This is a genomic window from Nocardioides sp. TRM66260-LWL (assembly GCF_020075545.1).
GTDB lineage: Bacteria > Actinomycetota > Actinomycetes > Propionibacteriales > Nocardioidaceae > Nocardioides.
On the sequence record NZ_JAIQZK010000006.1, the window covers coordinates 177400 to 199567 of the forward strand.

22 protein-coding genes are annotated in these 22168 nt (G+C 75.5%); 10 read left to right on the forward strand and 12 right to left on the reverse strand.

Annotated features, from left to right (window positions below; translation table 11 throughout):
* Positions 1-155: 155 nt before the first annotated feature.
* Positions 156-1085 (reverse strand): hypothetical protein, encoded by a 930-nt coding sequence (locus tag K8Z61_RS14910; RefSeq protein WP_224130674.1) that lies wholly within the window; start codon positions 1083-1085, stop codon positions 156-158.
* 157 nt (positions 1086-1242) lie between these two features.
* On the opposite strand from K8Z61_RS14910, the gene K8Z61_RS14915 reads away from it, so the two are divergent.
* Together K8Z61_RS14915 and K8Z61_RS14920 are read left to right on the forward strand one after the other, a co-directional pair.
* Positions 1243-1908: a response regulator transcription factor gene (locus tag K8Z61_RS14915; RefSeq protein WP_224130675.1), complete on the forward strand. Its 666-nt coding sequence runs from the start codon at positions 1243-1245 to the stop codon at positions 1906-1908.
* Between the two features lies 1 nt (position 1909).
* Positions 1910-3655 (forward strand): GAF domain-containing protein, encoded by a 1746-nt coding sequence (locus tag K8Z61_RS14920; RefSeq protein ID WP_224130676.1) that lies wholly within the window; start codon positions 1910-1912, stop codon positions 3653-3655.
* A 255-nt stretch (positions 3656-3910) separates the two neighbouring features.
* Here the strand turns inward: K8Z61_RS14920 and K8Z61_RS14925 are convergent, their stop codons facing one another.
* Entirely contained in the window at positions 3911-4351 is a 441-nt protein-coding gene (locus K8Z61_RS14925) for an OsmC family peroxiredoxin (RefSeq protein WP_224130677.1), read from the reverse strand.
* Between the two features lie 82 nt (positions 4352-4433).
* Between K8Z61_RS14925 and K8Z61_RS14930 the strand changes: the two genes are divergently transcribed.
* The gene (locus K8Z61_RS14930) at positions 4434-4925 is read left to right on the forward strand and encodes a MarR family winged helix-turn-helix transcriptional regulator (RefSeq protein WP_224130678.1); all 492 of its coding nucleotides are present in this window, start codon (positions 4434-4436) and stop codon (positions 4923-4925) included.
* 314 nt (positions 4926-5239) lie between these two features.
* Positions 5240-6550, forward strand: coding sequence for an HNH endonuclease signature motif containing protein (locus K8Z61_RS14935; RefSeq protein ID WP_224130679.1), 1311 nt, complete (start codon positions 5240-5242; stop codon positions 6548-6550).
* 108 nt (positions 6551-6658) lie between these two features.
* Here the strand turns inward: K8Z61_RS14935 and K8Z61_RS14940 are convergent, their stop codons facing one another.
* The 5 genes from K8Z61_RS14940 to K8Z61_RS14960 form a co-directional block, all read right to left on the reverse strand.
* Positions 6659-7450, reverse strand: a complete 792-nt coding sequence (locus tag K8Z61_RS14940) for an FAD:protein FMN transferase (protein ID WP_224130680.1) — start codon at positions 7448-7450, stop codon at positions 6659-6661.
* Positions 7447-8019 (reverse strand): FMN-binding protein, encoded by a 573-nt coding sequence (locus K8Z61_RS14945; protein ID WP_224130681.1) that lies wholly within the window; start codon positions 8017-8019, stop codon positions 7447-7449. The genes K8Z61_RS14940 and K8Z61_RS14945 overlap by 4 nt, the downstream gene beginning before the upstream one ends.
* 5 nt (positions 8020-8024) lie before the next feature.
* Positions 8025-9458 carry a ferric reductase-like transmembrane domain-containing protein gene (locus K8Z61_RS14950; protein WP_224130682.1) on the reverse strand — a complete coding sequence of 478 codons (1434 nt, stop codon included), beginning with the start codon at positions 9456-9458 and terminating at the stop codon, positions 8025-8027.
* A 4-nt stretch (positions 9459-9462) separates the two neighbouring features.
* Entirely contained in the window at positions 9463-10104 is a 642-nt protein-coding gene (locus K8Z61_RS14955; protein ID WP_224130683.1) for a hypothetical protein, read from the reverse strand.
* Between the two features lie 119 nt (positions 10105-10223).
* Positions 10224-12275, reverse strand: coding sequence for an MMPL family transporter (locus tag K8Z61_RS14960; RefSeq protein WP_224130684.1), 2052 nt, complete (start codon positions 12273-12275; stop codon positions 10224-10226).
* A gap of 18 nt (positions 12276-12293) precedes the next feature.
* On the opposite strand from K8Z61_RS14960, the gene K8Z61_RS14965 reads away from it, so the two are divergent.
* Positions 12294-12797: a MarR family winged helix-turn-helix transcriptional regulator gene (locus K8Z61_RS14965; protein WP_224130685.1), complete on the forward strand. Its 504-nt coding sequence runs from the start codon at positions 12294-12296 to the stop codon at positions 12795-12797.
* A gap of 6 nt (positions 12798-12803) precedes the next feature.
* Here the strand turns inward: K8Z61_RS14965 and K8Z61_RS14970 are convergent, their stop codons facing one another.
* Positions 12804-13778: a DUF389 domain-containing protein gene (locus K8Z61_RS14970; protein WP_224130686.1), complete on the reverse strand. Its 975-nt coding sequence runs from the start codon at positions 13776-13778 to the stop codon at positions 12804-12806.
* A 79-nt stretch (positions 13779-13857) separates the two neighbouring features.
* Here K8Z61_RS14970 and K8Z61_RS14975 point away from each other — a divergent pair, with 79 nt between their 5' ends.
* The 4 genes from K8Z61_RS14975 to K8Z61_RS14990 are packed head-to-tail and all read left to right on the forward strand — an operon-like array spanning position 13858 to position 17666.
* Positions 13858-14637 carry a YqjF family protein gene (locus K8Z61_RS14975; protein WP_224130687.1) on the forward strand — a complete coding sequence of 260 codons (780 nt, stop codon included), beginning with the start codon at positions 13858-13860 and terminating at the stop codon, positions 14635-14637.
* 10 nt (positions 14638-14647) lie between these two features.
* Positions 14648-15838: a pyridoxal phosphate-dependent aminotransferase gene (locus K8Z61_RS14980; RefSeq protein WP_224130688.1), complete on the forward strand. Its 1191-nt coding sequence runs from the start codon at positions 14648-14650 to the stop codon at positions 15836-15838.
* A gap of 35 nt (positions 15839-15873) precedes the next feature.
* Positions 15874-16269 (forward strand): hypothetical protein, encoded by a 396-nt coding sequence (locus tag K8Z61_RS14985; RefSeq protein WP_224130689.1) that lies wholly within the window; start codon positions 15874-15876, stop codon positions 16267-16269.
* Entirely contained in the window at positions 16266-17666 is a 1401-nt protein-coding gene (locus K8Z61_RS14990; RefSeq protein ID WP_224130690.1) for a hypothetical protein, read from the forward strand. The genes K8Z61_RS14985 and K8Z61_RS14990 overlap by 4 nt, the downstream gene beginning before the upstream one ends.
* Positions 17667-17699: 33 nt before the next feature.
* On the opposite strand, the gene K8Z61_RS14995 is transcribed toward K8Z61_RS14990, so the two are convergent.
* Positions 17700-19199 carry a VWA domain-containing protein gene (locus tag K8Z61_RS14995; protein WP_224130691.1) on the reverse strand — a complete coding sequence of 500 codons (1500 nt, stop codon included), beginning with the start codon at positions 19197-19199 and terminating at the stop codon, positions 17700-17702.
* 24 nt (positions 19200-19223) lie between these two features.
* Positions 19224-20102: a MoxR family ATPase gene (locus tag K8Z61_RS15000; protein ID WP_224130692.1), complete on the reverse strand. Its 879-nt coding sequence runs from the start codon at positions 20100-20102 to the stop codon at positions 19224-19226.
* A gap of 62 nt (positions 20103-20164) precedes the next feature.
* Between K8Z61_RS15000 and K8Z61_RS15005 the strand changes: the two genes are divergently transcribed.
* A complete protein-coding gene (locus tag K8Z61_RS15005; protein ID WP_224130693.1) occupies positions 20165-20602 on the forward strand; it encodes a hypothetical protein in 438 nt (145 codons plus the stop codon).
* Between the two features lie 71 nt (positions 20603-20673).
* Here the strand turns inward: K8Z61_RS15005 and K8Z61_RS15010 are convergent, their stop codons facing one another.
* The gene (locus K8Z61_RS15010) at positions 20674-21486 is read right to left on the reverse strand and encodes a crotonase/enoyl-CoA hydratase family protein (protein ID WP_224130694.1); all 813 of its coding nucleotides are present in this window, start codon (positions 21484-21486) and stop codon (positions 20674-20676) included.
* A complete protein-coding gene (locus K8Z61_RS15015) occupies positions 21483-22013 on the reverse strand; it encodes a gamma carbonic anhydrase family protein (RefSeq protein WP_224130695.1) in 531 nt (176 codons plus the stop codon). The genes K8Z61_RS15010 and K8Z61_RS15015 overlap by 4 nt, the downstream gene beginning before the upstream one ends.
* Between the last annotated feature and the right edge of the window lie 155 nt (positions 22014-22168).

A 22168-nucleotide genomic window follows, 5' to 3' on the forward strand; every position in this document is an offset into this window, starting at 1 on the left:
GCGGTCTGCCGACCGCTCCTCACGCTAGGAATCGGCGGGCACGGCGCCCACGGGCCCGCGGCCCGTCCCTCGACGACCCGGGGCCCGGCCCGGCGGGACCGAGGTCCCGGCCCGATCCCGGCCCGATCCCGGACCAGATCCGGAGCAGGCGCGGCTCAGAGGACGGCGAGGACGTCGGCCAGCGGACGGCGCGGGGTGCGCCGCGGACGGCCGATCGGCTGCCAGCCGATCCGCACCAGCAGCTGCGGCTCGAGCCGGCCGGCGAGCACGTCGCGGGCGAGCTCGGCGCGGGTCTCGGCCACCTCGTTGACCGCGGAGAGCGGCACGACCGAGAGGCCGACCCCGGTGGCGTGCAGCCAGAGCGCCGAGAGCGCCTCGCCGACCGCCAGCCAGGCCGTGGGGTCGTCGTGCCCGGGCGCGGAGCCGAGCACGAGCAGGCCGTCGCCCGGCTCCAGGTCGCGGTCCGGCGCGACCACGGGGGAGTCCAGGAAGGCGGGCGGCTCGCCGGCGGCGCGACGCAGCCGGTCGTCCGCCCGGCCCAGCAGGCGTCCGACGCGCACCCGGTCGCCGAGATCGAGCAGCGGCTCGGCCAGCGCACCGCGGGAGCGGGCCTGGCCCGCGAGGGCGTCGAGGTGGTCGGGCGGCACCGGCCAGGTGGTGAACCGTCGGCGATCGGTGCGGCGCTCGAGCAGGGCGTGCAGCGCGGCGACGTCGCGCGGGTCGACGGCCGGCGGCTCCCCGCCACCGGACGCGCCCGGGGCGCGGCCCAGCCGCAGCCGGGCGAGCAGGTCGGGCTCGGCGGCGGACGGCGTCCGCTCGACCTCGACCCGCAGACCCAGACCGCGGGCGGCGACGAGCGCGTGGTCGAGCGCGGCGCCGCAGCTCAGCACGCGCATCCGGCCGTCGGGGTCGTAGTCCGGGGACGTGCGCGCGGGGTCGACCCACAGCTGCAGCCCGTCGGGCGCGAGGCGCCACCGCCAGGGCTGGGCGTTGCGGACGCTCGGCGCCAGGCACGCCAGCTCGACGACCCGCGCGACGGCCTCGAGGAGCGACGGTCCGAGGCGCTCGGACTGGTCGAGTCCCACGGCTCCTCCTCTCGTCTCCGGGTCGTGGGTGGGCAAGCGCAGCGCCGCACCGTCCCAGCCTGGGCCCCGGCGCGCCGCGATCGCAGGGTCCTAGGTCCCGTCGGACCGAGCCCTCGGGCACGTTCCCCGCACGGTCCCGGAGCACTACCGTGCTCCCATGGCCGACCCCGTCCCCAGCGCCGGCAGCGCCGCAGCGATCCGCGTCTTCCTGCTCGACGACCACGAGATCGTGCGTCGCGGCATCAAGGAGCTCCTCGAGAGCGAGGGCGACATCGAGGTGGTCGGCGAGGCCGGCCTCGCCGAGGACGCCATCCGCCGCATCCCCGCGGTGCGCCCGCACGTCGCGATCCTCGACGGCCGGCTGCCCGACGGCTCGGGCGTCGACGTGTGCCGCGAGATCCGCTCGATCGACCCGTCGATCGCCGCGCTCATCCTCACCAGCTACGACGACGACGACGCGCTCTTCGCCGCGATCATGGCCGGCGCGGCGGGCTACGTCCTCAAGCAGGTGCGCGGCACCGACCTCATCGAGACCGTCCGCCGGGTCGCGGCCGGGCAGTCCACGCTCGACCCCCACGTCACCGCGCAGGTGCTCGAGCGGGTGCGGCGCGGCCCGGTCAGCGACCCCGAGCTCGACTCGCTCACCGCGCAGGAGCAGCGCATCCTGGAGCTCATCGGCGAGGGCCTCACCAACCGGCAGATCGCCGAGCGCATGTTCCTGGCCGAGAAGACGGTGAAGAACTACGTGTCCTCGCTGCTGGGCAAGCTGGGGCTGAGCAGCCGCACGCAGGCCGCGATCTTCGCGACCAAGCACAAGATCTGACGTGCCCGAGCGCGCGCGCAAGGAGCTCGACGGCCTCCTGCGGGAGGTCATCGACCGGGTCGAGCTGGTCCTCGACGAGCGCGAGCGCATCCAGCTGCTGCTCGACGCCGTCGTCGCGCTCGGCGCCGACCTGCACCTCGACGGCGTCCTCGAGCGCATCGTCGCCAGCGCGGGACGCCTCGTCGACGCGCAGTACGCGGCCCTCGGCGTCGTCGGCCCGGCGGGGCGCGGCGAGTCCGGGCGCCGCCTGCTGACCTTCGTGCACGACGGCCTGTCCGACGAGGACGTCGCCCGCATCGGCTCCTTGCCGCAGGGCCACGGGCTGCTCGGCCTGATCATCGACCGTCCGGAGCCCGTGCGGCTCGCCGACATCGCCGCCCACGACGCCTCCGTCGGCTTCCCGGCCGACCACCCGCCGATGCACTCCTTCCTCGGCGTGCCCGTGCGCACCCGCGAGCGGGTCTTCGGCAACCTCTACCTGACGGAGAAGCGCGGGGGCGGCGAGTTCACCGACCGCGACGAGGCGATCGTCGTCGCCCTGGCGGCCGCGGCCGGCGTCGTCATCGAGAACGCCCGGCTCTACGAGGAGGCCGAGCGGCGGCAGCGCTGGCTCGAGGCGACGGCAGAGGTCACCGCGGTGCTGTCGGGGGCCGACTCCGGCGTCGACCCGCTGCAGCTGGTGGCCGACCGCGCGCGGGAGTGCGCCGGCGCGCCGCTCGCCTGGATCTCCCTCGGCACGACCCCGCAGGAGCTGACGATGCGGATCGTGTCGTCCGCCGACGGCGCCGGCGACGTCGCGCCGCTGACCGACGTGTCCCTGGCCGAGTCCCTCGCGGCGCAGGTGGTGGTGACGGGGGCGCCGATCTCGGTGCGCGACGTCGCGGAGTCGCCGCACGCGCTCGACGTCGCGCGGCTCTTCGGCTGGCCCGACCTCGGCCCGGTCACGCTGGTGCCGCTCGGCTCGGCGTCCGGCATCGAGGGAGTGCTCGCGCTCGGCTGGCACCGCGGCGAGGAGGACGCCCACGCGGCGGTCGACGTCGCCCTGGTCTCGGCCTTCTCCGAGCAGGCGGGCCTCGCGGTGCAGGTGGCGCGGGCCCGGGAGGACCAGGCGCTGCTGGCGCTGCTGGAGGACCGCGACCGCATCGGTCGCGACCTGCACGACCTGGTGATCCAGCGGCTCTTCGCGGTCGGGCTCGGGCTCGAGCGGCTGGCGCGGCGCACGGACGACGAGGCGCAGCGCGCCGGTCTCGAGCAGGCCGTCGACGACCTCGACGACACCATCCGCGACATCCGTCGCTCGATCTTCGCGCTGGGCGCCACCGCGACCTCCGACGACCTGCAGGCCGAGGTGACGCGCCTGGTCGACCGCGCCGCCGCCACGCTGAAGTTCCGGCCCACGCTGCGCTTCGACGGGCCGGTGCGGCTCCTGGTCGACGACACCGTCGCCCCCGATCTGCTCGCGGTGCTCGGCGAGGCGCTCTCCAACGCCAGCCGGCACGCGCACGCGACCCGCGTGGCGGTGTCGCTGGTCGTCGAGCCGCCGGCCGAGGGCGCGCCCGGACGCGTCGCTCTCGAGATCGTCGACGACGGTCGCGGCCTGCCGGACGCGCCGGTCGAGAGCGGACTGTCGAACATGCGGCTGCGAGCCGAGCGACGCGGCGGCTCGCTGCTGCTCGAGTCGGGTCCGCAGGCCGGCACCCGCCTGGTCTGGTCGGCGCCGATCGCGGGCGGGCCCGCGACGTCCTGACGCGACACGACCCCGTCCGACGTCGTCGTCGGCGGGGCCGTGCTCGGTCGCGGCGCTCGAGGCTGTGGGTGTCAGTCCGGGATCACCCCCGAAGCCGCGGTGGGGCTGGCTCCATCGTCCACCCATCCGGGTGACGTGACCAGCGTTCGGCGAGATTGCCCCGGAACCGGTGCGGACGTGACCGACCCCGCCCGCCGGGTCGCGGCGAACGGGGTCGGTGTCGGGGGCGCTGCGGAGGGCCCGCAGCGGCGTGGCTCAGGCCTCGAGCGCGGCGTCCAGGGTGATCTCGACGCCGGTCAGCGCCTTGGAGACGGGGCAGCCGGCCTTGGCGGCCTGCGCGGCGTTCTCGAAGCCGGCGGCGTCGAGGCCGTCGACCTCGCCGCGGACGGTGAGGGTGATGCCGGTGAGCTTGAAGCCGCCGGCGGAGTCCGGGCCGAGGGAGACGTCGGCCTTGACGTCGAGCGCCTGCGGGGTGCCGCCGGCCTCGGCGATCAGGGCGGACAGCTGCATCGCGTAGCAGGCGGAGTGGGCCGCGGCGATGAGCTCCTCGGGCGAGGTGGTGCCGTCGGCGTCCTCGGCCGCGCGCTTGGGGAACGAGACGTCGTAGGTGCCGACCTTGGAGCTGCTGAGCTCGACCTGGCCGGAGCCGTCCTCAAGCGAGCCGTTCCAGGCGGTGCGGGCGGAGCGAGTGGGCATCGTGGAATCCTTACGTCAGCGGGACAGTTACGTCGTACACAAGATACTTGTCTACGACCTTTATTCCCAGGAGGGGACCGTGATGACCCAGCAGACGCCGCCCCCGGCCGACTCGGCACACCCCGCCGGAGACCCCGCCGGCCCCCTCGACCCCCTCCTCTGCTTCGACCTGTACGCCGCCTCGCGCGCCGTCACCGCCGCGTACCGGCCGATCCTCGGCGACCTCGGGCTCACCTACCCCCAGTACCTCGTCCTCGTCGTCCTCGCCGCGGAGCCCGACGGCGCCGCCGGCCTGCCGATCAAGGCGCTCGGCGCCACGATCCGCCTCGACCACGCGACCCTCACCCCGCTGCTGCGCCGCCTCGAGGACGCCGGCCTGCTCACCCGGCGCCGCAGCGAGCGCGACGAGCGGTCGGTCGTCGTCGCCCTGACGAGCGCGGGCCGCGAGGTGGCCTCCCACTTCGACGACGTGCAGTGCCGCGCCGCCGAGGTGCTCGGCCTCGAGCCCGCGCAGATGGGCCAGCTGCGCGACCTGCTGCGCGCCGTCACGCTCTCCGCCACCGGCTCGCTCTGACGCCGGCCCGCGGCGCCCATCTCGGTGGTCGAGCGCCGCTCCGGTGGTCGAGCGTGTCGAGACCCCCGCACCCGAATGCTGACAGTGGCCTGCGGTCGACCAGCCGCGGTCTCCTCGCCGCTCGCCTTGGTCTCCGTGGCGGTCATGGCACTCGGTGGTCGCTCGCCGTCTCGGTACAGCGGGTGTTCCCCCTTCGCCGCTGCCGGCTCCGCCGTTCGTCTCTCTCAGTTGTCTATGGCTGAGGTTCTCAAAACCCTCATCTGATCTGGGGATATCCACTTCTTTTCGAACGCGTGTTCGCATAGACTCAGGCTATGCCCTCTCGGACTCCCCGGCTGCTGCGTGACAGCGACGCCCTGCGCGCCGCGATGGCCGCGCGAGCTGCTGCCGAGCAGGCTGAGCGGGACGTGTTCATCGCCGCGGCGGACTGGGCGATCGCGCACGTGGCCGGCAGTGGCGACGTGGCGGGGTACGTCATCGACACCGGGATGATGCTCCCGCTCGCGGGCCAGGGTGCGCCGGAGGTCCAGGAGCATGCGGTCACCGAGTTCATCACCGCCCTCGGCATGACCCAGCAGGCGGGCTCCTTCTACGTCGGCCACGCCCTCGAGGCATGTGTGCGGCTGCCGCGGGTGTGGGCACGACTTCTGCGCGGGGAGCTGGCGGTGTGGCAGGTCCGCCGGATCACCGAGGACACCATCCCGCTCTCCGCCGAGGCAGCGGCGTTGGTGGATGCCCGGATCGCCGCGTACGCCCACCAGGTCTCGCGCACCCAGATCTCGAACATCTGCCGGGTCGCCCAGGAGCACGCCGACCGCGGGGACGCAATCCTGCGGAAGGCCCGCGAGGCAGAGCACCGCCGTTTCGATGTGTGGCTCGGGCAGACCGGCTTCGACGGGACGGTCGACGTGTCCGCGATCCTCGACCAGCCCGACGCCGCCGACCTCGAGCGCGCCATCGCAGCCCTCGCGGAACAGCTGAAGGAGGCCGGCTCGGAGGAGACGCTGAGCGTCCGTCGGGCTAAGGCTGCCGGGATGCTCGCCCGCGGTGAGCAGGCGCTTCCGCTCGAGGCCGCTCCGGTCGAGTCGACCGCCAAGGCTCGCTCACGGCACCTCACGCTCTACGTGCACCTCTCCGTCGACGCGGTCACCGGGGCCCTCGGGGACGTCGCCCGGAGCGAGGCATCACGGTCGCCGCTCGGGATCGACGTGATCAAGGCCTGGTGCCAGGCCGCAGGGACGAGCGTCACCGTGCGTCCGATCCTGGATCTCGCGGCGGAGCGGTACTCCGACGCCTACGAGGTGCCAGACCTGATGCGCGAGCAGATCATCCTGCGCGACCACACCTGCGTGTTCCCGTACTGCCGCAGACCCGCGCGGTCCTGCGACGCCGACCACATCGACCCCTACGAGACCGGCGGCCCGACAGCGTCATCCAACCTCGCGCCACTGTGCCGCAAGCACCACCGCCACAAGACCCACGACGGCTGGAGATACAAGCCGGCAGGACCGGAGGAGCCCGGGGTCTACCTCTGGCGCAGCCCGAACGGCGTCCGATTCCGACGCGACCGCCACGGCACCACCCTCGTGGTGGTCGAGCCTGTCGAGACCCCCGACACCACCTGACGGTCTCGACAAGCTCGACCACCCCACGCACGGCCCGCAGCCCGACACCACCCGGTGATCGGGCTGCCGGCGTGCCCTACGGACAGCCGGGAGATGGGACGACGAGAGTCAGCCGAGCACCTCGAGCCGTCCGTCGGCATGGACGACGAGGCCGGTGCGTCCGCGGGAGCGGAGCCAGTCGGCGCCCTCGGCGTCCAGGGCGAGGGCGGCGGTGGCGTCGACGTCGGCGGTGGTGAGGTCGCCGGCGACGACCGTCACCGAGGCGAGCGCGGATGGCACGCGTCCGGAGCGGGCGTCGACCACATGGGCTCCACGGCGGGCGAGACCGCTGGTGGCGACCGCTCCGCGACGCACGGGGATGGTGGCGACGACGCGGGTCGGGCCGGAGGGGTCCTCGACGCCGATCCGCCACGGCTCGCCCGCGGGATCGGCGACCGAGCAGGCGAGATCGCCCCCTCCGCCGAGGCAGGAGTCGGTGTCGGGCAGCGCCTGCAGGTGGCGCGCGGCCCGCTGGATCGCCCAGCCCTTCACGACGCCCGACGGATCGAGCGCGCGGTCGGGTCCGCGCCGCACGTCGAAGGCACCGCCGGAGTCGACCCGCGCCCGCTCACCGACGGCCAGCACCTCGGCGACCAGCGCCGCGTCGGCGGGTGGAAGGTCGTCGATCGTCAGCTCGCCGCGGCCGATCCGGGTGATCGGGGACTCCCGCCAGGTGGTGAAGAGGTCCTCGAGCGCCCGGAGCTCAGCGACCGCAGCGGTCCACGCGGCCCGCCCGACGGCGTCGCCGGCGTGCCGTCCGCGGAGCGCGACCGACACCGGCAGTCCCATCACCTGCTCGACCGCCCGCCACGTGCGGACGTCGACGCCGGCCACCGCGCTCACCGTGCCCACCGCGCTCACAGACCAGCCTGGTCGAGGGCGCTCTGCAGCGAGGTCAGGTAGCCCTCGCTGGTGACGGTCGCCCCGGAGACCATGTCGATCTGCGCGGACTGCGCCTCGGTGGTCTCCTGCATGAGCACCGGCAGCGCGTAGGCGTTGATCTCGGCGTCCTTCGGGTTGTCGTTCGGGTACTGCGGCACCGCCACGGCGGTGATGGTCCCGTCCTCCACCGTGACGCTCACCTGCACCGGACCCCAGCGGGTCTGCGCCACGGTGCCGGTGTAGGTCTTCGCGGCGGACGACGACCCGGACGAGGAGCCGGAGGAGGAGCCCGAGCCCGAGGAACCGGACGAGGAGCCCGAGCCCGAGGAACCGGACGAGGAGCCCGAGGACGAGCCCGAGGACGAGCCCGAGGACGAGCCGCTCTCGGCCGGCGCGGACGACGTCGTGTCGGAGCCCGAGATCGGGGAGACCGACGGCGGCGACTCCGAGCCGCTCAGCGCCATCGTCGAGGAGGTCGAGGTGCGGTAGCCGAACAGCAGCACCACCACCGTCAGCGTGCTCATGAGCCACAGCACGATGCGTCGCATCGTCATCACCATCCGAAGGTCTCGTCGTGGAGGCGCTCGGGCGGGAGCCCGGCGCGCAGGAGGTCGTCGCGCAGGCGCTCGGCCCACGCGGCGGGACCGCACACGAACACGTCGCGGTCGAGGAGGTCGGGCACCCAGCCGCGCACGACGTCGACGTCGCGGTAGCGCTCGGCTCCCTCGGGCAGCAGTTCGCCGAGCCACGAGTCCGGGTGCCGCCGGCGTCCGGCCAGCGGGACGACCTGCAGCCCGCGGGTGCGGGCGAGCTCGTCGAGCTCGGCGCGGAAGAGCGGCTGGTCGGTGAAGCGGTAGAGCAGCGCCGCCTCGCCCGGGGCGTAGTCGAGACCCTCGGCGAGGGCACGCAGCGGGGCGATGCCGACGCCGGCGCCGATCAGCGCCACCCGCCGGGTGGTCCGCGCCCGGGCCGAGAGCCGACCGTACGGGCCCTCCACCGCCACCCGGCTGCCGCGACGCAGCGTCGCGAGCGAGCCGGAGCCGTCGCCGACGTCCTGCACGGTGATCCGCAGGCGGCGACCGTCCGGCGCGGCGGAGAGGGAGTAGGGGTTGGCGCGGGTCCAGCCGTCGCGGCCGAGGAACCGCCAGGTGAGGAACTGGCCGGCCTCCACCCGCAGGCGCGCGAGCCCGGGGCCGGCCACGTGCACCGAGACGATCCCCGGGGCCTCGCGGACGACGTCCTCGACCCGCAGGCCGAGGCGCAGGGTCCGGACGAGCGGCAGCAGCACCCGCCAGACCACGACGGCGCCCGCCGCCGCGCCCCACAGCGACCACCAGAAGACGGTGCGGCCGGGCGAGGAGACCAGCTCGGTGCCGGTCCACAGCTGGTGCGGCAGCGCCAGCCCGACGCCGAGGTAGGCGTAGAGGTGCAGCAGGTGCCACGACTCGTAGCGCAGCCGTCGTCGCGCCGCCTTGACGCTGGTGACGACCACCAGGACGAGGCAGACGGTGCCGGCGGCCGCGAGCAGCATGCCGGGGTAGGTGACGGTGAGGTCCCACAGCGTGCCGGGCGTCGCGGCCAGCGAGCCGGCGGCGTACCCCCAGGTGATCAGGCCGATGTGCGCGACCATCAGCGTGAAGGACGTGAAGCCGACGAGCCGGTGCACCCGCGCCAGCTCGTCCTGGCCGAAGGCCCGCTCGAGCACCGGCACCCGGGCCATCAGGAGCACCTGCACGAGCAGCAGCAGCGACGACCAGAGGCCGGTGAGGCGCCCGGCGGAGGTGAGCCCCGAGGCCCAGCCGCCGAGCTCCTGGACGCCGCCGGCCGCCGTCCACCACCAGGTGACGAGCAGCAGGCCGGACCACAGGGAGACGACGGCCGCCAGGCGCACCGCCGCGTCCCGGCGCGAGCGGAGGCCCACCGGGACGGTGCGCCGCGGACGGGCCGCAGCGGCGCGCGGCGTCGCGGGACGGGTGAGCGTGGCCATCACGTCAGCTGTTCACGGACGGCGACGCGCCGGTGCTCGGCTGGGTCTGACCGGGCTGGGTCTGACCGGGCAGCTGGCCGGGCAGCCCGGGACCGTCGCCGTCGCCGTCGCGGTCGCCGGGACCGCCGGGGCCACCGGGCAGCTGACCCATCTGGCCGGGCTGGCCGGGCTGGCCGGGCTGGCCGGGCAGTTGACCGAGCTGGCCCTCGCCGCCCATCCCGCCCATCCGGCCCAGCCGGCCGCCGTCACCGTCCCCGTCGCGGTCGGCGAACGCGCCGCCGTGGCGGCCGACGCCGTCACGGGCGGGCCCGTCGCCGCCGGTCGCGCGGCCGAGGGCGAAGCCGGTGCCGCCGAGCACGAGGACGAGCAGCGCGGCGCCGGCGGCGCCGGCGCCGATCCGGGCCGGCCGCGAGCCGGTGCGCCACCGTTCGGCGACGCTGCGACGCGGACGCGCGGGGCCGGCCGGCGAGGCCGCCGCGGCGGTCGCGTCGGTCGCGCTGGTCGAGTCGGCGACGCCGGGCTCGGCGTCCACGGGCAGGGCCGCGGTGGGCGGGCTCCACGCGTCGGACTGGGCACGGACCGGCTGGGTCTCGTCCTGCGGCTGCGGCGCGCGGGGCTGGTCGGGGTCGGGGCGGGTGTCGTTCACCGTGGTCTCCTCCTGGATCGGATGACACCACCGTCGACGACCCGGCTGGGCGGTCGGTGGGCGGCTCCTGTGACCCCGCTGTGAGTCCCGGAGCCGCCCGTCCGCGGCTCAGCCCGTGGTCACGAGACGGGGCCGACCCTGCGCGGCGTCCAGAAGCGGTGGCCCAGCCGCACCGCCACCGCGGGCACCAGCACGGTGCGCACCAGCAGGGTGTCGAGCAGGACGCCCACGCAGATGACGATGCCGAGCTGCGCGAGCACCACCAGCGGCAGCACGCCCAGCACCGCGAACACCGCGGCGAGCAGGATGCCCGCGCTGGTGATCACGCCGCCGGTCGAGGCCAGCGCCCGCAGCATCCCCTCGACCGCCCCGTGGGTGCGCGCCTCCTCGGCGGCCCGGGTGACGAGGAAGATGTTGTAGTCGACGCCGAGCGCGACCAGGAAGATGAACGCCTGCAGCGGCACCCCGGTGTCGAGCCGGTCGAAGCCGAACACGCCGTTGCCGATCCACCAGCCCAGGCCGAGCGCCGCCAGATAGGTCGCGACGACCGACACCACCAGCACCAGCGGCGCCACCAGCGAGCGCAGCAGCAGCACGAGCGCGACCAGCACGACGCCGAGGATGAGCGGGACGATCAGGTCGCGGTCGGACGACGAGGCCGCGGCGATGTCGAGGTCGGAGGCGTCCGTGCCGCCGACGATCGCGTCACGTCCCGCGTCCGAGCCGGCGAGCGCGGCACGGATCGCCGTCACGTCCTCGCGCGCCTGCGGCGTGCCGGGGGTGCCGTCGAGCACGACGTCGAGCCGGGTGCGCCCGTCGTGGTCGCCCGTCGAGCGCACGGAGCTGACGCCGTCGACGTCCTTCAGGACGGCCGTGACCGCGTCGGCCTGCGCATCGGGCACGAGCACGGTCGCGGGGTCGGACGTGCCGGCCGGGAACGAGCGCTGGAGCCGCTCGCCGGCCGCGATCGACTCGGGCTTCTGGAGGAACTGGTCGGACTCCGAGAGCCCGGTGCGCACGCTCAGCAGGCCCGACGCCAGGGCCGCGAGCACCACGACGCCGGCGACGATCGCCGCCAGCGGACGCCGGGCCACCGCGTCGCCGATGCGGCGCCACAGCGAGCGGGTCTCCGAGAGCACCGCCTGGCCGACGACGGGACGCCGCGGCCAGAAGATCCAGCGGCCGAAGCAGACCAGGGCGAGGGGCAGCACCGTCAGCACCGCGGCCGCACCGATCAGCACGCCGATCGCGCAGGCCAGACCGAGGCCGCGGGTGGTCGGGAAGGCCGAGAGCAGCAGCGTCACCAGCGCGACGACGACGGTCAGAGCGCTGGCGAGCACGGCCTCGACGGTGCGCTTCCAGGCGTGCGCCATCGCGACCGCCCGCGACTCGGTGACCCGCAGCTCGTCGCGGTAGCGGCTGATCAGCAGCAGCGCGTAGTCGGTGGCGGCGCCGAAGACGAGCACCGACAGGATGCCGGTGGTCGACTCGTCGAAGGCGATGCCGAGGCCGGTGAGCGCATGGGTGGCCGCGACCGCGGCGATCTGGTCGGCGACGCCGACGGTGAGCAGCGGCACCAGCCACAGCACCGGCGAGCGGTAGGTGAGGATCAGGAGGATCGCCACGATCGAGGCGGTCGCGGCGAGCAGGTTGACGTCCGCGCCGTCGAAGACCTTCGCGAGGTCGGCCTGGATGCCGGCGGGCCCGGTGACGTCGGCCGTCACGCCGTCGGGGAGGTCGGCCCGCAGCCCGGCGCGCAGGTCGTCGACGAAGGTCGAGAGCTGCGTCGCGTCGGCGAACGACGTGGGGACGACGCCGAGCAGCGCCGTGCCGTCCTCGGAGCGCTGCAGCGGCGTGGCCTGCACGTCGAGCCGCTTCGCCACCGAGGCGAAGGCGGTGCCGAGCCGGCGCTGCTCCGCGGCGTCGATGCGCGCGTCGGAGGCGAACAGCACCACCGCGACCTCCGACTCCCCCTGCGGGAAGGAGTCGAGGAGGGTGGCGACCTCGGCGGAGTCGTAGCCTTGCGGGAGCTGGTCGGCGGGGCCGCGCTCCACGGGGCTCGTGCCCACGGCGCCGATCAGGGCGCCGCCGAGCAGCAGGTAGAGGACCGGCAGGATCCAGGCCAGCCGCAGGCGCAGGATCGCGGGGGACTTCTCGCGAGTTCGTTCCACGATGGAAGGATAGAGGGCGTGAGCACGGCAGAGCCAGGACCGGTCGGCACCGAAGGGGTGGGCCCACGGCCCCCGCGTCCGGTGCCGCTGCTCCTGCAGGAGCTCAACCTCGAGCTCGACCGCTTCGCCCACGGCTTCGCCCGCCGGCACGGCCTGCACGCCACCGACGTCGGCGCGCTCGGCCAGCTCGCCCAGGCCGAGGCGCGGGGCCTGCCGATGACGCCCTCGCGCCTGGCCGCCGCGGTCGACCTCTCCGCCCCGGCCACCAGCGCCCTGCTCAACCGGCTCGAGCAGATCGGCCACGTCGAGCGCTCGCCCGACCCCGACGACCGGCGCCGGCAGCTCGTCTCCCTGCACCCCGCGGCCCGGACGATGGCCTCGGCGTTCTTCGGCCCGCTGGCCGACGCGCTCGAGGGCGCGCTGGAGGACCTCGACGACGCCGAGGTCGCGGTCGTCGAGCGGTTCCTGCGGTCGGCGATCGAGGCCACCCGGACGCTGACCGAGCAGGCGCCGGAGGCCTGACCCGAGTCAGGCCGCGGGACGCTCCCGGCGGTGCCGCAGCCGCTCGAGCACGGCCGCCCGTCGCGCCGAGACCGGCTGCCAGACCAGGTGCTGGAGGGTCAGCGTCAACCAGCCGGCCACCGCCATGCCGACGATGTTCACCAGCAGCTGCAGCGAGCTGCCCACCACCTCGTCCCACACGCCGAAGGCGAGCGCGAGGGCGATGTTGCCGGCCGCCGGCACCGTCGTCACCGAGATGAAGACCCCCGAGAGGCCGCCGACCTTCGCCGAGGTCAGCGAGAGGACGCCCGCGGCGCCCGCGATCACCGCCACGACGAACGACCAGCGGTCGGGGCTGTAGACGAACTCCGTCTCGGGGCGGGCCACCAGGTCGCCGACCTCGATCCAGCCCCACCACCGCCCGAGCAGCGAGGCCAGCGTGGCCACCGCGATCGCCACCACGAAGCCCACCAGCAGGGCCCGCAGCGCCTGCCGCAGCAGCCCGGGACGACGCCGCACCAGCGCGAGGCCGAGCGCGGCGATCGGCACGAACTCCGGCCCCAGCACCATCGCGCCGATCAGCAGCACCTGCGAGTCCAGCACCAGCGCGATCGCGGAGATCATCGTGGCCATCGTCATGAAGCTGGCGTAGGTCCAGTTCAGCTCGGACTCGTCGTACGCGCGCTGCGTCACGTCGGCCCACACCACGGCGTCGGCGCTGCTGCCCGGCGTGCGCCGCTCGGCCTCGAAGCCGTCGCGGGAGAGCCAGGTGGTCGACGGCTCGACGTGGATCGAGCCGCGCTCGTGCAGCCCCCACGAGCGCAGCGCGTCGAGGATCTCGTTGACGCCCTCGCGGGCGACGTCGGCGACGATCAGGTCACCGGCGGGCCTCACCGCGGCACCGGGCTGGTGGACGATCGCCGAGACGGCGTGGTCGTCCTGCAGGGTCGCGAGGATGCGGGGGGCGAGGTCGGCCGGGGTGACGACGCTGACGCGCAGCATGGGGGGACGGTAGCCGCTCGCGGCGGCCGCGGCCGTCACGGCGTCCGGGCGCTCTTGGGCGCGCGGCGAGGATGGAGGCATGAGCAGCCACCCCGACGTCGCCCTCGAGCCGGTCAGCGCCGACGCCCCGCCGCTCACCGGGCCGATCCTGATGAACCAGGACTGGCGCGACCTCACCTACCTGCACTGGGCGATCGAGCCCGAGCGGGTCGCGCACCTGATGCCGCCGGGCGTCCGCCCCGACGTGCACGACGGCGCCACCTACGTCGGCCTGGTGCTCTTCCGCATGGTCGACGCCGGCTTCGGCCGCCGCACCACCGTGCCGTACTTCGGCTCGTTCCTGGAGACCAACGTCCGGCTGTACTCCGTCGACGCGCAGGGCCGGCGCGGCGTCGTCTTCCTCAGCCTGGACGCCGACCGGCTGGCCGTCGTGCTCGCCGCGCGGGCCGGCTTCGCGGTGCCGTACCGCTGGGCGCGGATGTCCTACGAGCGGGAGGCGCGGGCCGACGGCGTCCGCCACACCTACCGCGCGTCGCTGCGGTGGCCGGGCGTGCGCGGCGCGAGCACCGTCTCGGTGCTCGCGGGCGAGCCGCGCGAGTCGACCCCGCTGGACGACTTCCTCTCGGCCCGCTTCCGGCTGCACACCTCGCTGGTCGGTCGCACCCTGCGCATCCCGAACGAGCACGGCCGGTGGCCGCTGCACGACGCCGAGGTGCTCGAGCTGGACGACGACCTCGTCGCCTCGGTCGGCCTGCCGGGGCTGTCGGGCCCGGGGACGTCGGGCCGCGCACCCGACCACGTCGCCTTCTCCCCCGGCGTCCACACGCGCTTCGGCCTGCCGCAGCGGGTGCGGCCGTAGGCTGCGCCGGGTGAGCTCCGCCGCCCGGTTCGCCGCCGCCCAGCGCGCCGCCGTCGCCCCGTTCCACGTCATGGACCTGCTGGCCGCGGCCGCCGAGCGCCGCCGCACCCACGGCGACCTGCTCGACCTCCTGGCGGGCCAGCCCAGCACCGGCGCCCCCGGCCCGGTGGCCGAGGAGGCCGTGCGGCTGCTGCGCTCGGGCGATCCGCTCGGCTACACGCCGGCCACCGGCATCCTCGAGCTGCGCGAGGCGATCGCGGGCCACCACCGGCGGGTGCACGGCCTGGAGGTCGACCCCGACGACGTCGTGGTCACCACGGGCTCCAGCGGCGGGTTCCTGCTCGCCTTCCTCGCCGCCTTCGAGCACGGCGACCAGGTGGCGATCGCGCGTCCGGGCTACCCCTGCTACCGCAACGTGCTGGCGGCGCTGGGCTGCGAGGTGGTCGAGATCCCCACCGGCCCAGAGACCCGCTTCCAGCCGACGCCCGAGCAGGTCGCGGCGCTGCCCCCGACCGTGCGCGGCCTGGTGGTCGCCAGCCCCGCCAACCCCACCGGCACGATGCTGCTGCCCGAGGAGCTCGCCGCCCTCGCGCGGATCTGCGCCGAGCGCGGCATCCGGCTGATCAGCGACGAGATCTACCACGGCATCGAGTACGCGCCGCTCGAGGGCCACGCGCCGCTGGCCCGCTCGGCGTGGGAGACCAGCCGCGACGCCGTGGTCTTCGCCAGCCTCTCGAAGTACTTCTCGATGACCGGCTGGCGGATCGGCTGGATGCTCGTGCCGCGCGACCTGCGCCGCGCCGTCGACGTGCTCACCGGCAACTTCACGATCTGCCCGCCGGTGCTCTCCCAGCGCGCCGCCCTCGCGGCGTTCACCGAGGCGTCCTACGCCGAGCTCGACGGCCACGTGCGCCGCTACGCCGAGAACCGGCGGCTGCTGCTGGAGGGCCTCCCGGCACTGGGCGTCACCCGGCTCGCGCCGGCCGACGGCGCCTTCTACGTCTACGCCGACGTCGGCCACCTCACCGACGACTCCCTCGCCTTCACCCACGAGCTCCTGGCGCGCACCGGCGTCGCGCTGGCCACCGGCGTCGACTTCGACACCGTCGACGGCGGGCGCTTCGTGCGGTTCAGCGCGGCGGGCGCGACGGCCGACGTCGCCGCGGCGCTCGACCGGCTCTCCACAGTGCTGCGCGGCTGAGGTTCGCGGGCCGGGTGGCCGGGCAGGTCGACTCCATGGACCTGCCCTCGCCCGCCGCCCTCGTCGCCTCGCTCGTCCCCGACCTCCCACCCGATCTCGGGCCGGGGCTGCAGAGTCTTCAGGGGCTCGACGCCGCCGTCCCCGCGCTGCGCGCCCGGGCCGAGGCCGTCCGCGCCCTGGGCGAGGAGCTCGTGACGCTGGCCGCCCGGACGGCCTGGGAGGGCGCGGCGGCCGACGCGCTGCGCGAGCGACTGCGGCGACACCGCGACGAGCTCGACGACCTCGGCCGACGCCACGAGCTGGCCGCCACGCTGCTCGAGCGGCATCTCGAGGTCGTCCGCGCCCAGCTGCGCGGCCTCGAGCTCGCGGGCGCCGGGCTGTCCGGCGCCGTGGCCGTCGGGTCGACGCTGCTCGACCGGGTGCTCCCGTGAGGCCGCGCCTCCCGGGGCCGGTGCCCGGCGGCGGCGTGGTCGCAGCGCCCCTGGTCGAGGTCTCGGGCGGCGCCGGTCGGATCGGCCTGGAGGCGCAGGCGGCGCTGGACGTCGCCACCGCCCTCGACGCCGCGGCCGAGCGGCTGCGCGGGTGGGCGCTCGACCCGCCCGTGCCGGCGGGCCCGCTCGCGGCCACCGCCGTGCTCGACGGGGTGGGCGCCGCGGCCGTCTCGGCGGCGCTGGCCGAGGCGACCGTCGGCCCGTCCGGCCTGCTGCGCCTGGCCTCCGCGCTGCGCGACGACGCCGACGCCACGAGGCAGGCGGCCCTCGAGCTGGACGCCGCCGACGTCGCCGCGGCCGACGCGATGCGGGCGCTCGAAGGCGTGCTCGGCCTGCCGCTGGCGGCCGGCCTGGTGGGCGGCGCGGTCGGCGCCGTGGCGATCGCCGACCACGACCCGCGGCTCGACGCCGACGACCGCGCGCGCCTGCTGGCCTCCCTCACCGACGACCCGGCGCTGGCCGAGCGGACGCTGCACCTGGCCGCCGCGCCGCTGGGCGGGGTGCCGGTCGGCGCGGGGCTGATCGCCGGTCGCTACGGGCCCGACGTCGTCGAGGTCGAGCGCCGACCCGACCTGCGGGCCCCCGCCCCCGGCCGCGAGCGCGACCTCGCCGGGCTGGTCGAGCACCTCGGCCGGGTCGCGGAGCTCGCCGACGCCGAGGGCCGTCCGCTCGAGGGGCAGATCGAGGTGCAGACCCTCACCACGCCCCAGGGACCCCGCCACGTCGTCTACCTGCCGGGCACCGACGACCTCACGACCCTCCCCGGCGGGCGCGACGACACCGTGCGCGACATGGGCGTCAACCAGGCCCTCCTGGCCAGCGGCGTCACCGGCGGCGTCAGCGGCTACGGCGCCGGGGTGCTCGCGGCGCTGCGGCGCAGCGGCGTGCGTCCCGGCGAGCCGGTCCTCCTCGTCGGGCACTCCCAGGGCGGCCTGGAGGCCGCGGCCCTGCAGGCGCGGGCGGGCGGCTACGCGTTCCGGCACGTGGTGACGGCCGGCTCGCCGCTCTCCGGCGTCGCCGCACCCCCGCCCGGCAGCCGTCTGCTGGCGCTGGAGAACGTGCACGACGTCGTCCCGGCGGCCGACGGCGCGCCCAACGACGCCCACGACCGCCGACTGACGACGGTGCGCGGCGACGCGGCCGCGGCGATCGGCACGCGTCCCGGGCGGGTGGTCGAGGAGCACGGATTCCCGTCGTACCAGTCGATCGCCGCCGCCGCCGATCGCAGCCCCGACACCTCGATCCGCGACCAGCTCGACGCCCTCCGCGCCGACGGCTTCCTCGGGCGCGACGACGTGCCGGTCACCTCGCGGGTCTTCCGGCTCCGACGGCCCTGACCTCCTGCCGCCCCGTCGGCCCGTCCCGCGGGGTCAGAGCAGGTCGCGGACGAACTCCGAGAGCTGCGCCAGGTTGCGGCACTCCACCATCGGCACGATCTCGGCGTAGCGGCCGGCTGCGGAGTCGCCGGTGTCCCACTGCCGACGGTGCTCGGGGTTGAGCCAGTGCGCGTGCCGCACCCGCCCGGCGATGTCGGCCACGGTGTCGAGCGCGAGATCGGAGTAGTTCGAGCGCGCGTCGCCGAGCACCAACAGCGAGGTCTTCGGGCCGATCGCGTCGGGGTGGAGCTCGGCGAAGCGGGTGAAGGCGCGGCCGTAGTTGGTGCGGCCCCACAGGGCGGCCTGGGCGGTGGAGGCGGAGAGGTCGGCCATCACGTCGACGAGGTCCGCGCCGGGGCGCAGCAGCGGCGTCACCTCGTGCACGTGGTCGATGAAGGTGAAGGCCCGCACGCCCTGGAACTGGTCGCGCAGCGCGAAGACCAGCAGGAGCGTGAACTGGGCGAAGTGCGCGACGCTGCCCGAGACGTCGCACAGCACGACCAGCTCGCTGCGGTGCGGCCGCTTGGGCCGGTGGTGGGTCGTGAGCGGGACGCCGCCGGTCGACATCGACGCACGCACCGTGCGCCGGAAGTCGAGCGGGCCGCGACGTCGCGCGGCGTGCTGCTGGGTGAGCCGGGTGGCCAGCCGTCGGGCGAGCGGATGGATCTCGCGCCGCATCTGCTCGAGGTCGGTGCGCCGCATCTGCAGGAAGTCGAGTCGCTCCAGGGTGGGCCGCACCGCGACGCGGGCGAGGTGATCGGGCCCCTTCTCCTCGGCGATCCGACGTCGGGCGTCGGCCTCGACGGCCGCCGTCAGCCCGCCGACCCGCTGGCCGGCGGCCCGCGTCGCCTCCTCCTCGGTGCGTCCCTGCGCGAGGAGGCCGGCGACGATCCGGTCGGTGAGCTCCTGCGGCGCCACCCGCTGCAGGGCGGTGTAGGCCGACCACGACGAGAGGCCCGGGCCGCGGCCGGGCATGGCGCCGAAGCGGGCGACCATCTCGGCGGCCATCCGCTGCAGGCGCTGCTCGTCGCCCGCGAGGAGCGCGTCGAGGAGCTGCTCGCGGAAGGCCTCGAGCGCGGCGGCGTTGTCGGTGACGGGCGCGCCCTCGGCGCCGGCCGATCCCTCGGGGCTCCCAGGGTCGTCGTCGGACCCGCCCGGCTCCTCCCCGACGTCGCCGAGGGACTGCCCGCCCGAGCCGGTGACCCGCGGGAAGTAGAGGTCGAAGAGCGTGTCGAACGTCGGACGCTGACCGTGCCGCTTCACCAGCGCCGCGGCGTAGCCCTCGCGGACGACCGCGCGGTCGTCCCAGTCGAGCGCGCGCAGCACGGCGATCGCGTCGAGGTCCTCGGCGAGCGACACCGGCAGGCCCGCGCCGCGCAGCGCCTCGACGAACAGCACGTGCCGCTCGAGCAGCCCCGAGCCGCGGGGGCGCTCGTCGCCCGAGGGACCGGGGCCGGCGGTGCCGGCGTCGCGGCGCAGGCTCGGCAGCCTCATCAGATCGGCCTCATCGGTGCAGCCTCATCGCGGGAGCCGGAGCTCCTTGACGGCACGCTCGGCGTCCGAGGCGTGCTTGAGCACGACGCCGAGGGTGCGGCTGACCGCGGCGTCGTCGAGGTCGCGGATCTCCAGGGCGATCAGCGTGCGGGCCCAGTCGACCGACTCCGCGATCGAGGGCGCCTTCTTCAGCTCCAGCTCGCGCAGCCGCGCGACCATCGCGACCAGCTGGGTGGCCAGCGCCTCGTCCAGCCCGGCGACCTGCGAGCGGATGATGGCCCGCTCGCGCTCGAGGTCGGGGTAGTCGAGGTGCAGGTAGAGGCAGCGGCGCTTGACCGCCTCCGACAGCTCGCGGCTGGCGTTGGAGGTGAGCACGACGAACGGCCGGCGCACGGCGGTGACCGTGCCGAGCTCGGGGATCGTCACCTGGAAGTCCGAGAGCACCTCCAGCAGCAGGCCCTCGACCTCGACGTCGGTCTTGTCGACCTCGTCGATGAGCAGCACGGTCGGCTCCTCGCGGCGGATCGCGGTGAGCAGCGGCCGGGTCAGCAGGAACTCGTCGGTGAAGATGTCGTCGTGGGTGGCGTCCCAGCCCTGCCCGTCGCCGGACGCCTGGCTGGCCTGGATGCGCAGCAGCTGCTTCTTGTAGTTCCACTCGTACAGCGCGCGGGCCTCGTCGAGGCCCTCGTAGCACTGCAGCCGCACCAGCTCGGCGCCGGTCGCGCGGGCCACGGCCTTGGCGAGCTCGGTCTTGCCGACGCCGGCCGGGCCCTCGAGCAGCAGCGGCTTCTCCAGGGCGCCGGCCAGGAAGGTCGTGGTGGACGCGGCCTCGTCGGCCAGGTAGCCGACCTCGGCCAGCCGGGCGGTGGCGTCCGCGGGCGAGGCGAACCAGCTGCTGCTCATGCCCGGCAGTGTGGCATCCGGCACCGCACGTCACCCCGGGGCGTCCGGCTCGTTGACCGTGCATGCCCCCCACCGCATCGGTGCGGTCGGCCGCGTCCCCCGCCGCGGCAGCGACCGGCCCGTCCCCCGCGCCCTCCCGCGCGCACCGGCGTCGGGTGCTGGCGCTCGTCCGCCTCGCGCAGGGCGTGCTGGTCGGCGCGATCGGCGTCGTCCTGCTCACCGCGTGGCTCGGCGCGCCGCATGCCGCGTCCGGCAGCCCCGAGCGCACCGCGGCGGCCGCCCAGGACGCCGTCCAGGCCGCCCGCGTCGACCGGCTGATGACCCGCGAGCGCTGCTCGCCCACCGGCTTCGGCCCCTCCGTCATCCCCGCCCGGGCGCTGCTGCGCACCGGCGACGGCGTCGTCCGCGTGGTCTCCTTCGACCGCGGCTGGGCCGCCTACGAGGGCCGGGCGCCCGGGACGCTGGTCGCGGTCTGCCTCGGCCGCGCGTCCCGCATGTAACGCGGAGTCCCGTGAACTGACCACCACTCCTGACGGGTGGGAAGTTGACGGGACTCCGCGTTACAAAGGGGTCACGCGCGCTCGGGGACTCCGCCGCGGCCCGCGCCGCCGACGAACCGGGCCGCGCCGTCGAGGGCGTCGGAGGCCAGCGAGACCAGGCCGTGACGCCACTCGACGGCCAGGGCCTCCTGCTCGTCGAGACCGGCGCTCTCGAGCACGGCGGCGCGGTCGCCGCGCAGGCAGGTCTGGGGCAGCGCGGCGAGCTCGTGGGCCAGCGCCTCGGCGGCGGAGCGGGCCTCGCCGGGCTCGACGAGCCGGTTGACCAGGCCGATCCGCTCGGCCTCGACGGCGTCGATCGGACGCCCGGTGAGGACGAGGTCCATCGCCCGGCTCTCCCCGATCAGCCGCGGCAGGCGCACCGTGCCGCCGTCGATCAGCGGGACGCCCCAGCGGCGGCACAGCACGCCGAGCATCGCGTCGCGGGCGGCGACCCGCAGGTCGCACCAGGCGGCCAGCTCGAGGCCACCGGCCACGGCCGGGCCCTCGATCGCGGCGATCACGGGCTTGGAGAGCCTCAGCCGACTCGGCCCCATCGGCCCGGGTCCGGCGCCGACGTCGTGGATCTCGTTCTGCCGCTCGGTGCCGAGCCCGGCCAGGTCGGCGCCCGCGCAGAACGCCCCGCCCTCGCCCCAGAGCACCGCGACGGCGGCGTCCGGGTCGGCGTCGAACTCCTCGAACGCCGCCAGCAGCGCCGCGGCGGTCGGCCCGTCGACGGCGTTGCGGACGTGCGGCCGCGCCAGGACGACCGTCGTCACCGGCCCGTCCCGCTCGACGCGCACCGCCGACCCGTTCACGCCGGCGCCGCTCACTCCGGCGTCGCTCACTCCTCGACCACCCGCGCGCCGGCGGCGTGGCGCGCCGCGAGCTCGCGGTAGTACTCGGCGTTGGTGAGCACCCAGAACTCCGAGGAGGTGCCGGCGATCGGCTTGGTCGGCTTCGCGGGGATGCCCGCGGCGACCACCTCCTCGGGGATCCGCGCCCCCGGCGTGACGACCGACCCCGCGGCCACGAGCGTCCGCGCCCCGACGACCGACTCGTCGAGCAGCGTCGAGGCGTTGCCGATCAGCGCGTTCTCGCCGACCTCGCGCCCGTGCACCACGCACGCGTGGCCGATGGTGGCGTTCGGCCCGACGACGAGCGTCTCGTGCGGCGCCGCGTGCAGCACCGAGTTGTCCTGCACGTTCGTGCCGGCCTTGATCACGATCGTGCAGATGTCGGCGCGCACCACCGCGCCGTACCAGATGCTCGCGCCGGCCTCGACCGTCACGTCGCCGATCAGCGTGGCGGTCTCGGCGACGAACGCGTCGGGATGGACGACGGGCCGCTTGCCCTCGAACTCGATGAGCCTCATGCGGCGCATTCCACCAGACGCGGCCCGCATCCGACCGGCTGACCGGCCCGACGCCCACCACTCGACGTCAGCCCTTCCGTGACGCGCACGGCACCTCGGATCCGGCCCCGCGGTGCCCACCGCGTCACGGAGCGTCGGTTTCCCCGGGCGCCCGG

Coding starts and splice junctions, on each gene's coding strand:
- K8Z61_RS14985 (WP_224130689.1), top strand. CDS start 15,874: ATGGACCTGCCCTCGCCCGCCGCCCTCGTCGCCTCGCTCGTCCCCGAC.
- K8Z61_RS14930 (WP_224130678.1), top strand. CDS start 4,434: ATGACCCAGCAGACGCCGCCCCCGGCCGACTCGGCACACCCCGCCGGA.
- K8Z61_RS15005 (WP_224130693.1), top strand. CDS start 20,165: ATGCCCCCCACCGCATCGGTGCGGTCGGCCGCGTCCCCCGCCGCGGCA.
- K8Z61_RS14975 (WP_224130687.1), top strand. CDS start 13,858: ATGAGCAGCCACCCCGACGTCGCCCTCGAGCCGGTCAGCGCCGACGCC.
- K8Z61_RS15000 (WP_224130692.1), bottom strand. CDS start 20,102: ATGAGCAGCAGCTGGTTCGCCTCGCCCGCGGACGCCACCGCCCGGCTG.
- K8Z61_RS14945 (WP_224130681.1), bottom strand. CDS start 8,019: ATGCGACGCATCGTGCTGTGGCTCATGAGCACGCTGACGGTGGTGGTG.
- K8Z61_RS14915 (WP_224130675.1), top strand. CDS start 1,243: ATGGCCGACCCCGTCCCCAGCGCCGGCAGCGCCGCAGCGATCCGCGTC.
- K8Z61_RS14935 (WP_224130679.1), top strand. CDS start 5,240: ATGCCCTCTCGGACTCCCCGGCTGCTGCGTGACAGCGACGCCCTGCGC.
- K8Z61_RS14950 (WP_224130682.1), bottom strand. CDS start 9,458: ATGGCCACGCTCACCCGTCCCGCGACGCCGCGCGCCGCTGCGGCCCGT.
- K8Z61_RS15015 (WP_224130695.1), bottom strand. CDS start 22,013: ATGAGGCTCATCGAGTTCGAGGGCAAGCGGCCCGTCGTCCATCCCGAC.
- K8Z61_RS14970 (WP_224130686.1), bottom strand. CDS start 13,778: ATGCTGCGCGTCAGCGTCGTCACCCCGGCCGACCTCGCCCCCCGCATC.
- K8Z61_RS14925 (WP_224130677.1), bottom strand. CDS start 4,351: ATGCCCACTCGCTCCGCCCGCACCGCCTGGAACGGCTCGCTTGAGGAC.
- K8Z61_RS14995 (WP_224130691.1), bottom strand. CDS start 19,199: ATGAGGCTGCCGAGCCTGCGCCGCGACGCCGGCACCGCCGGCCCCGGT.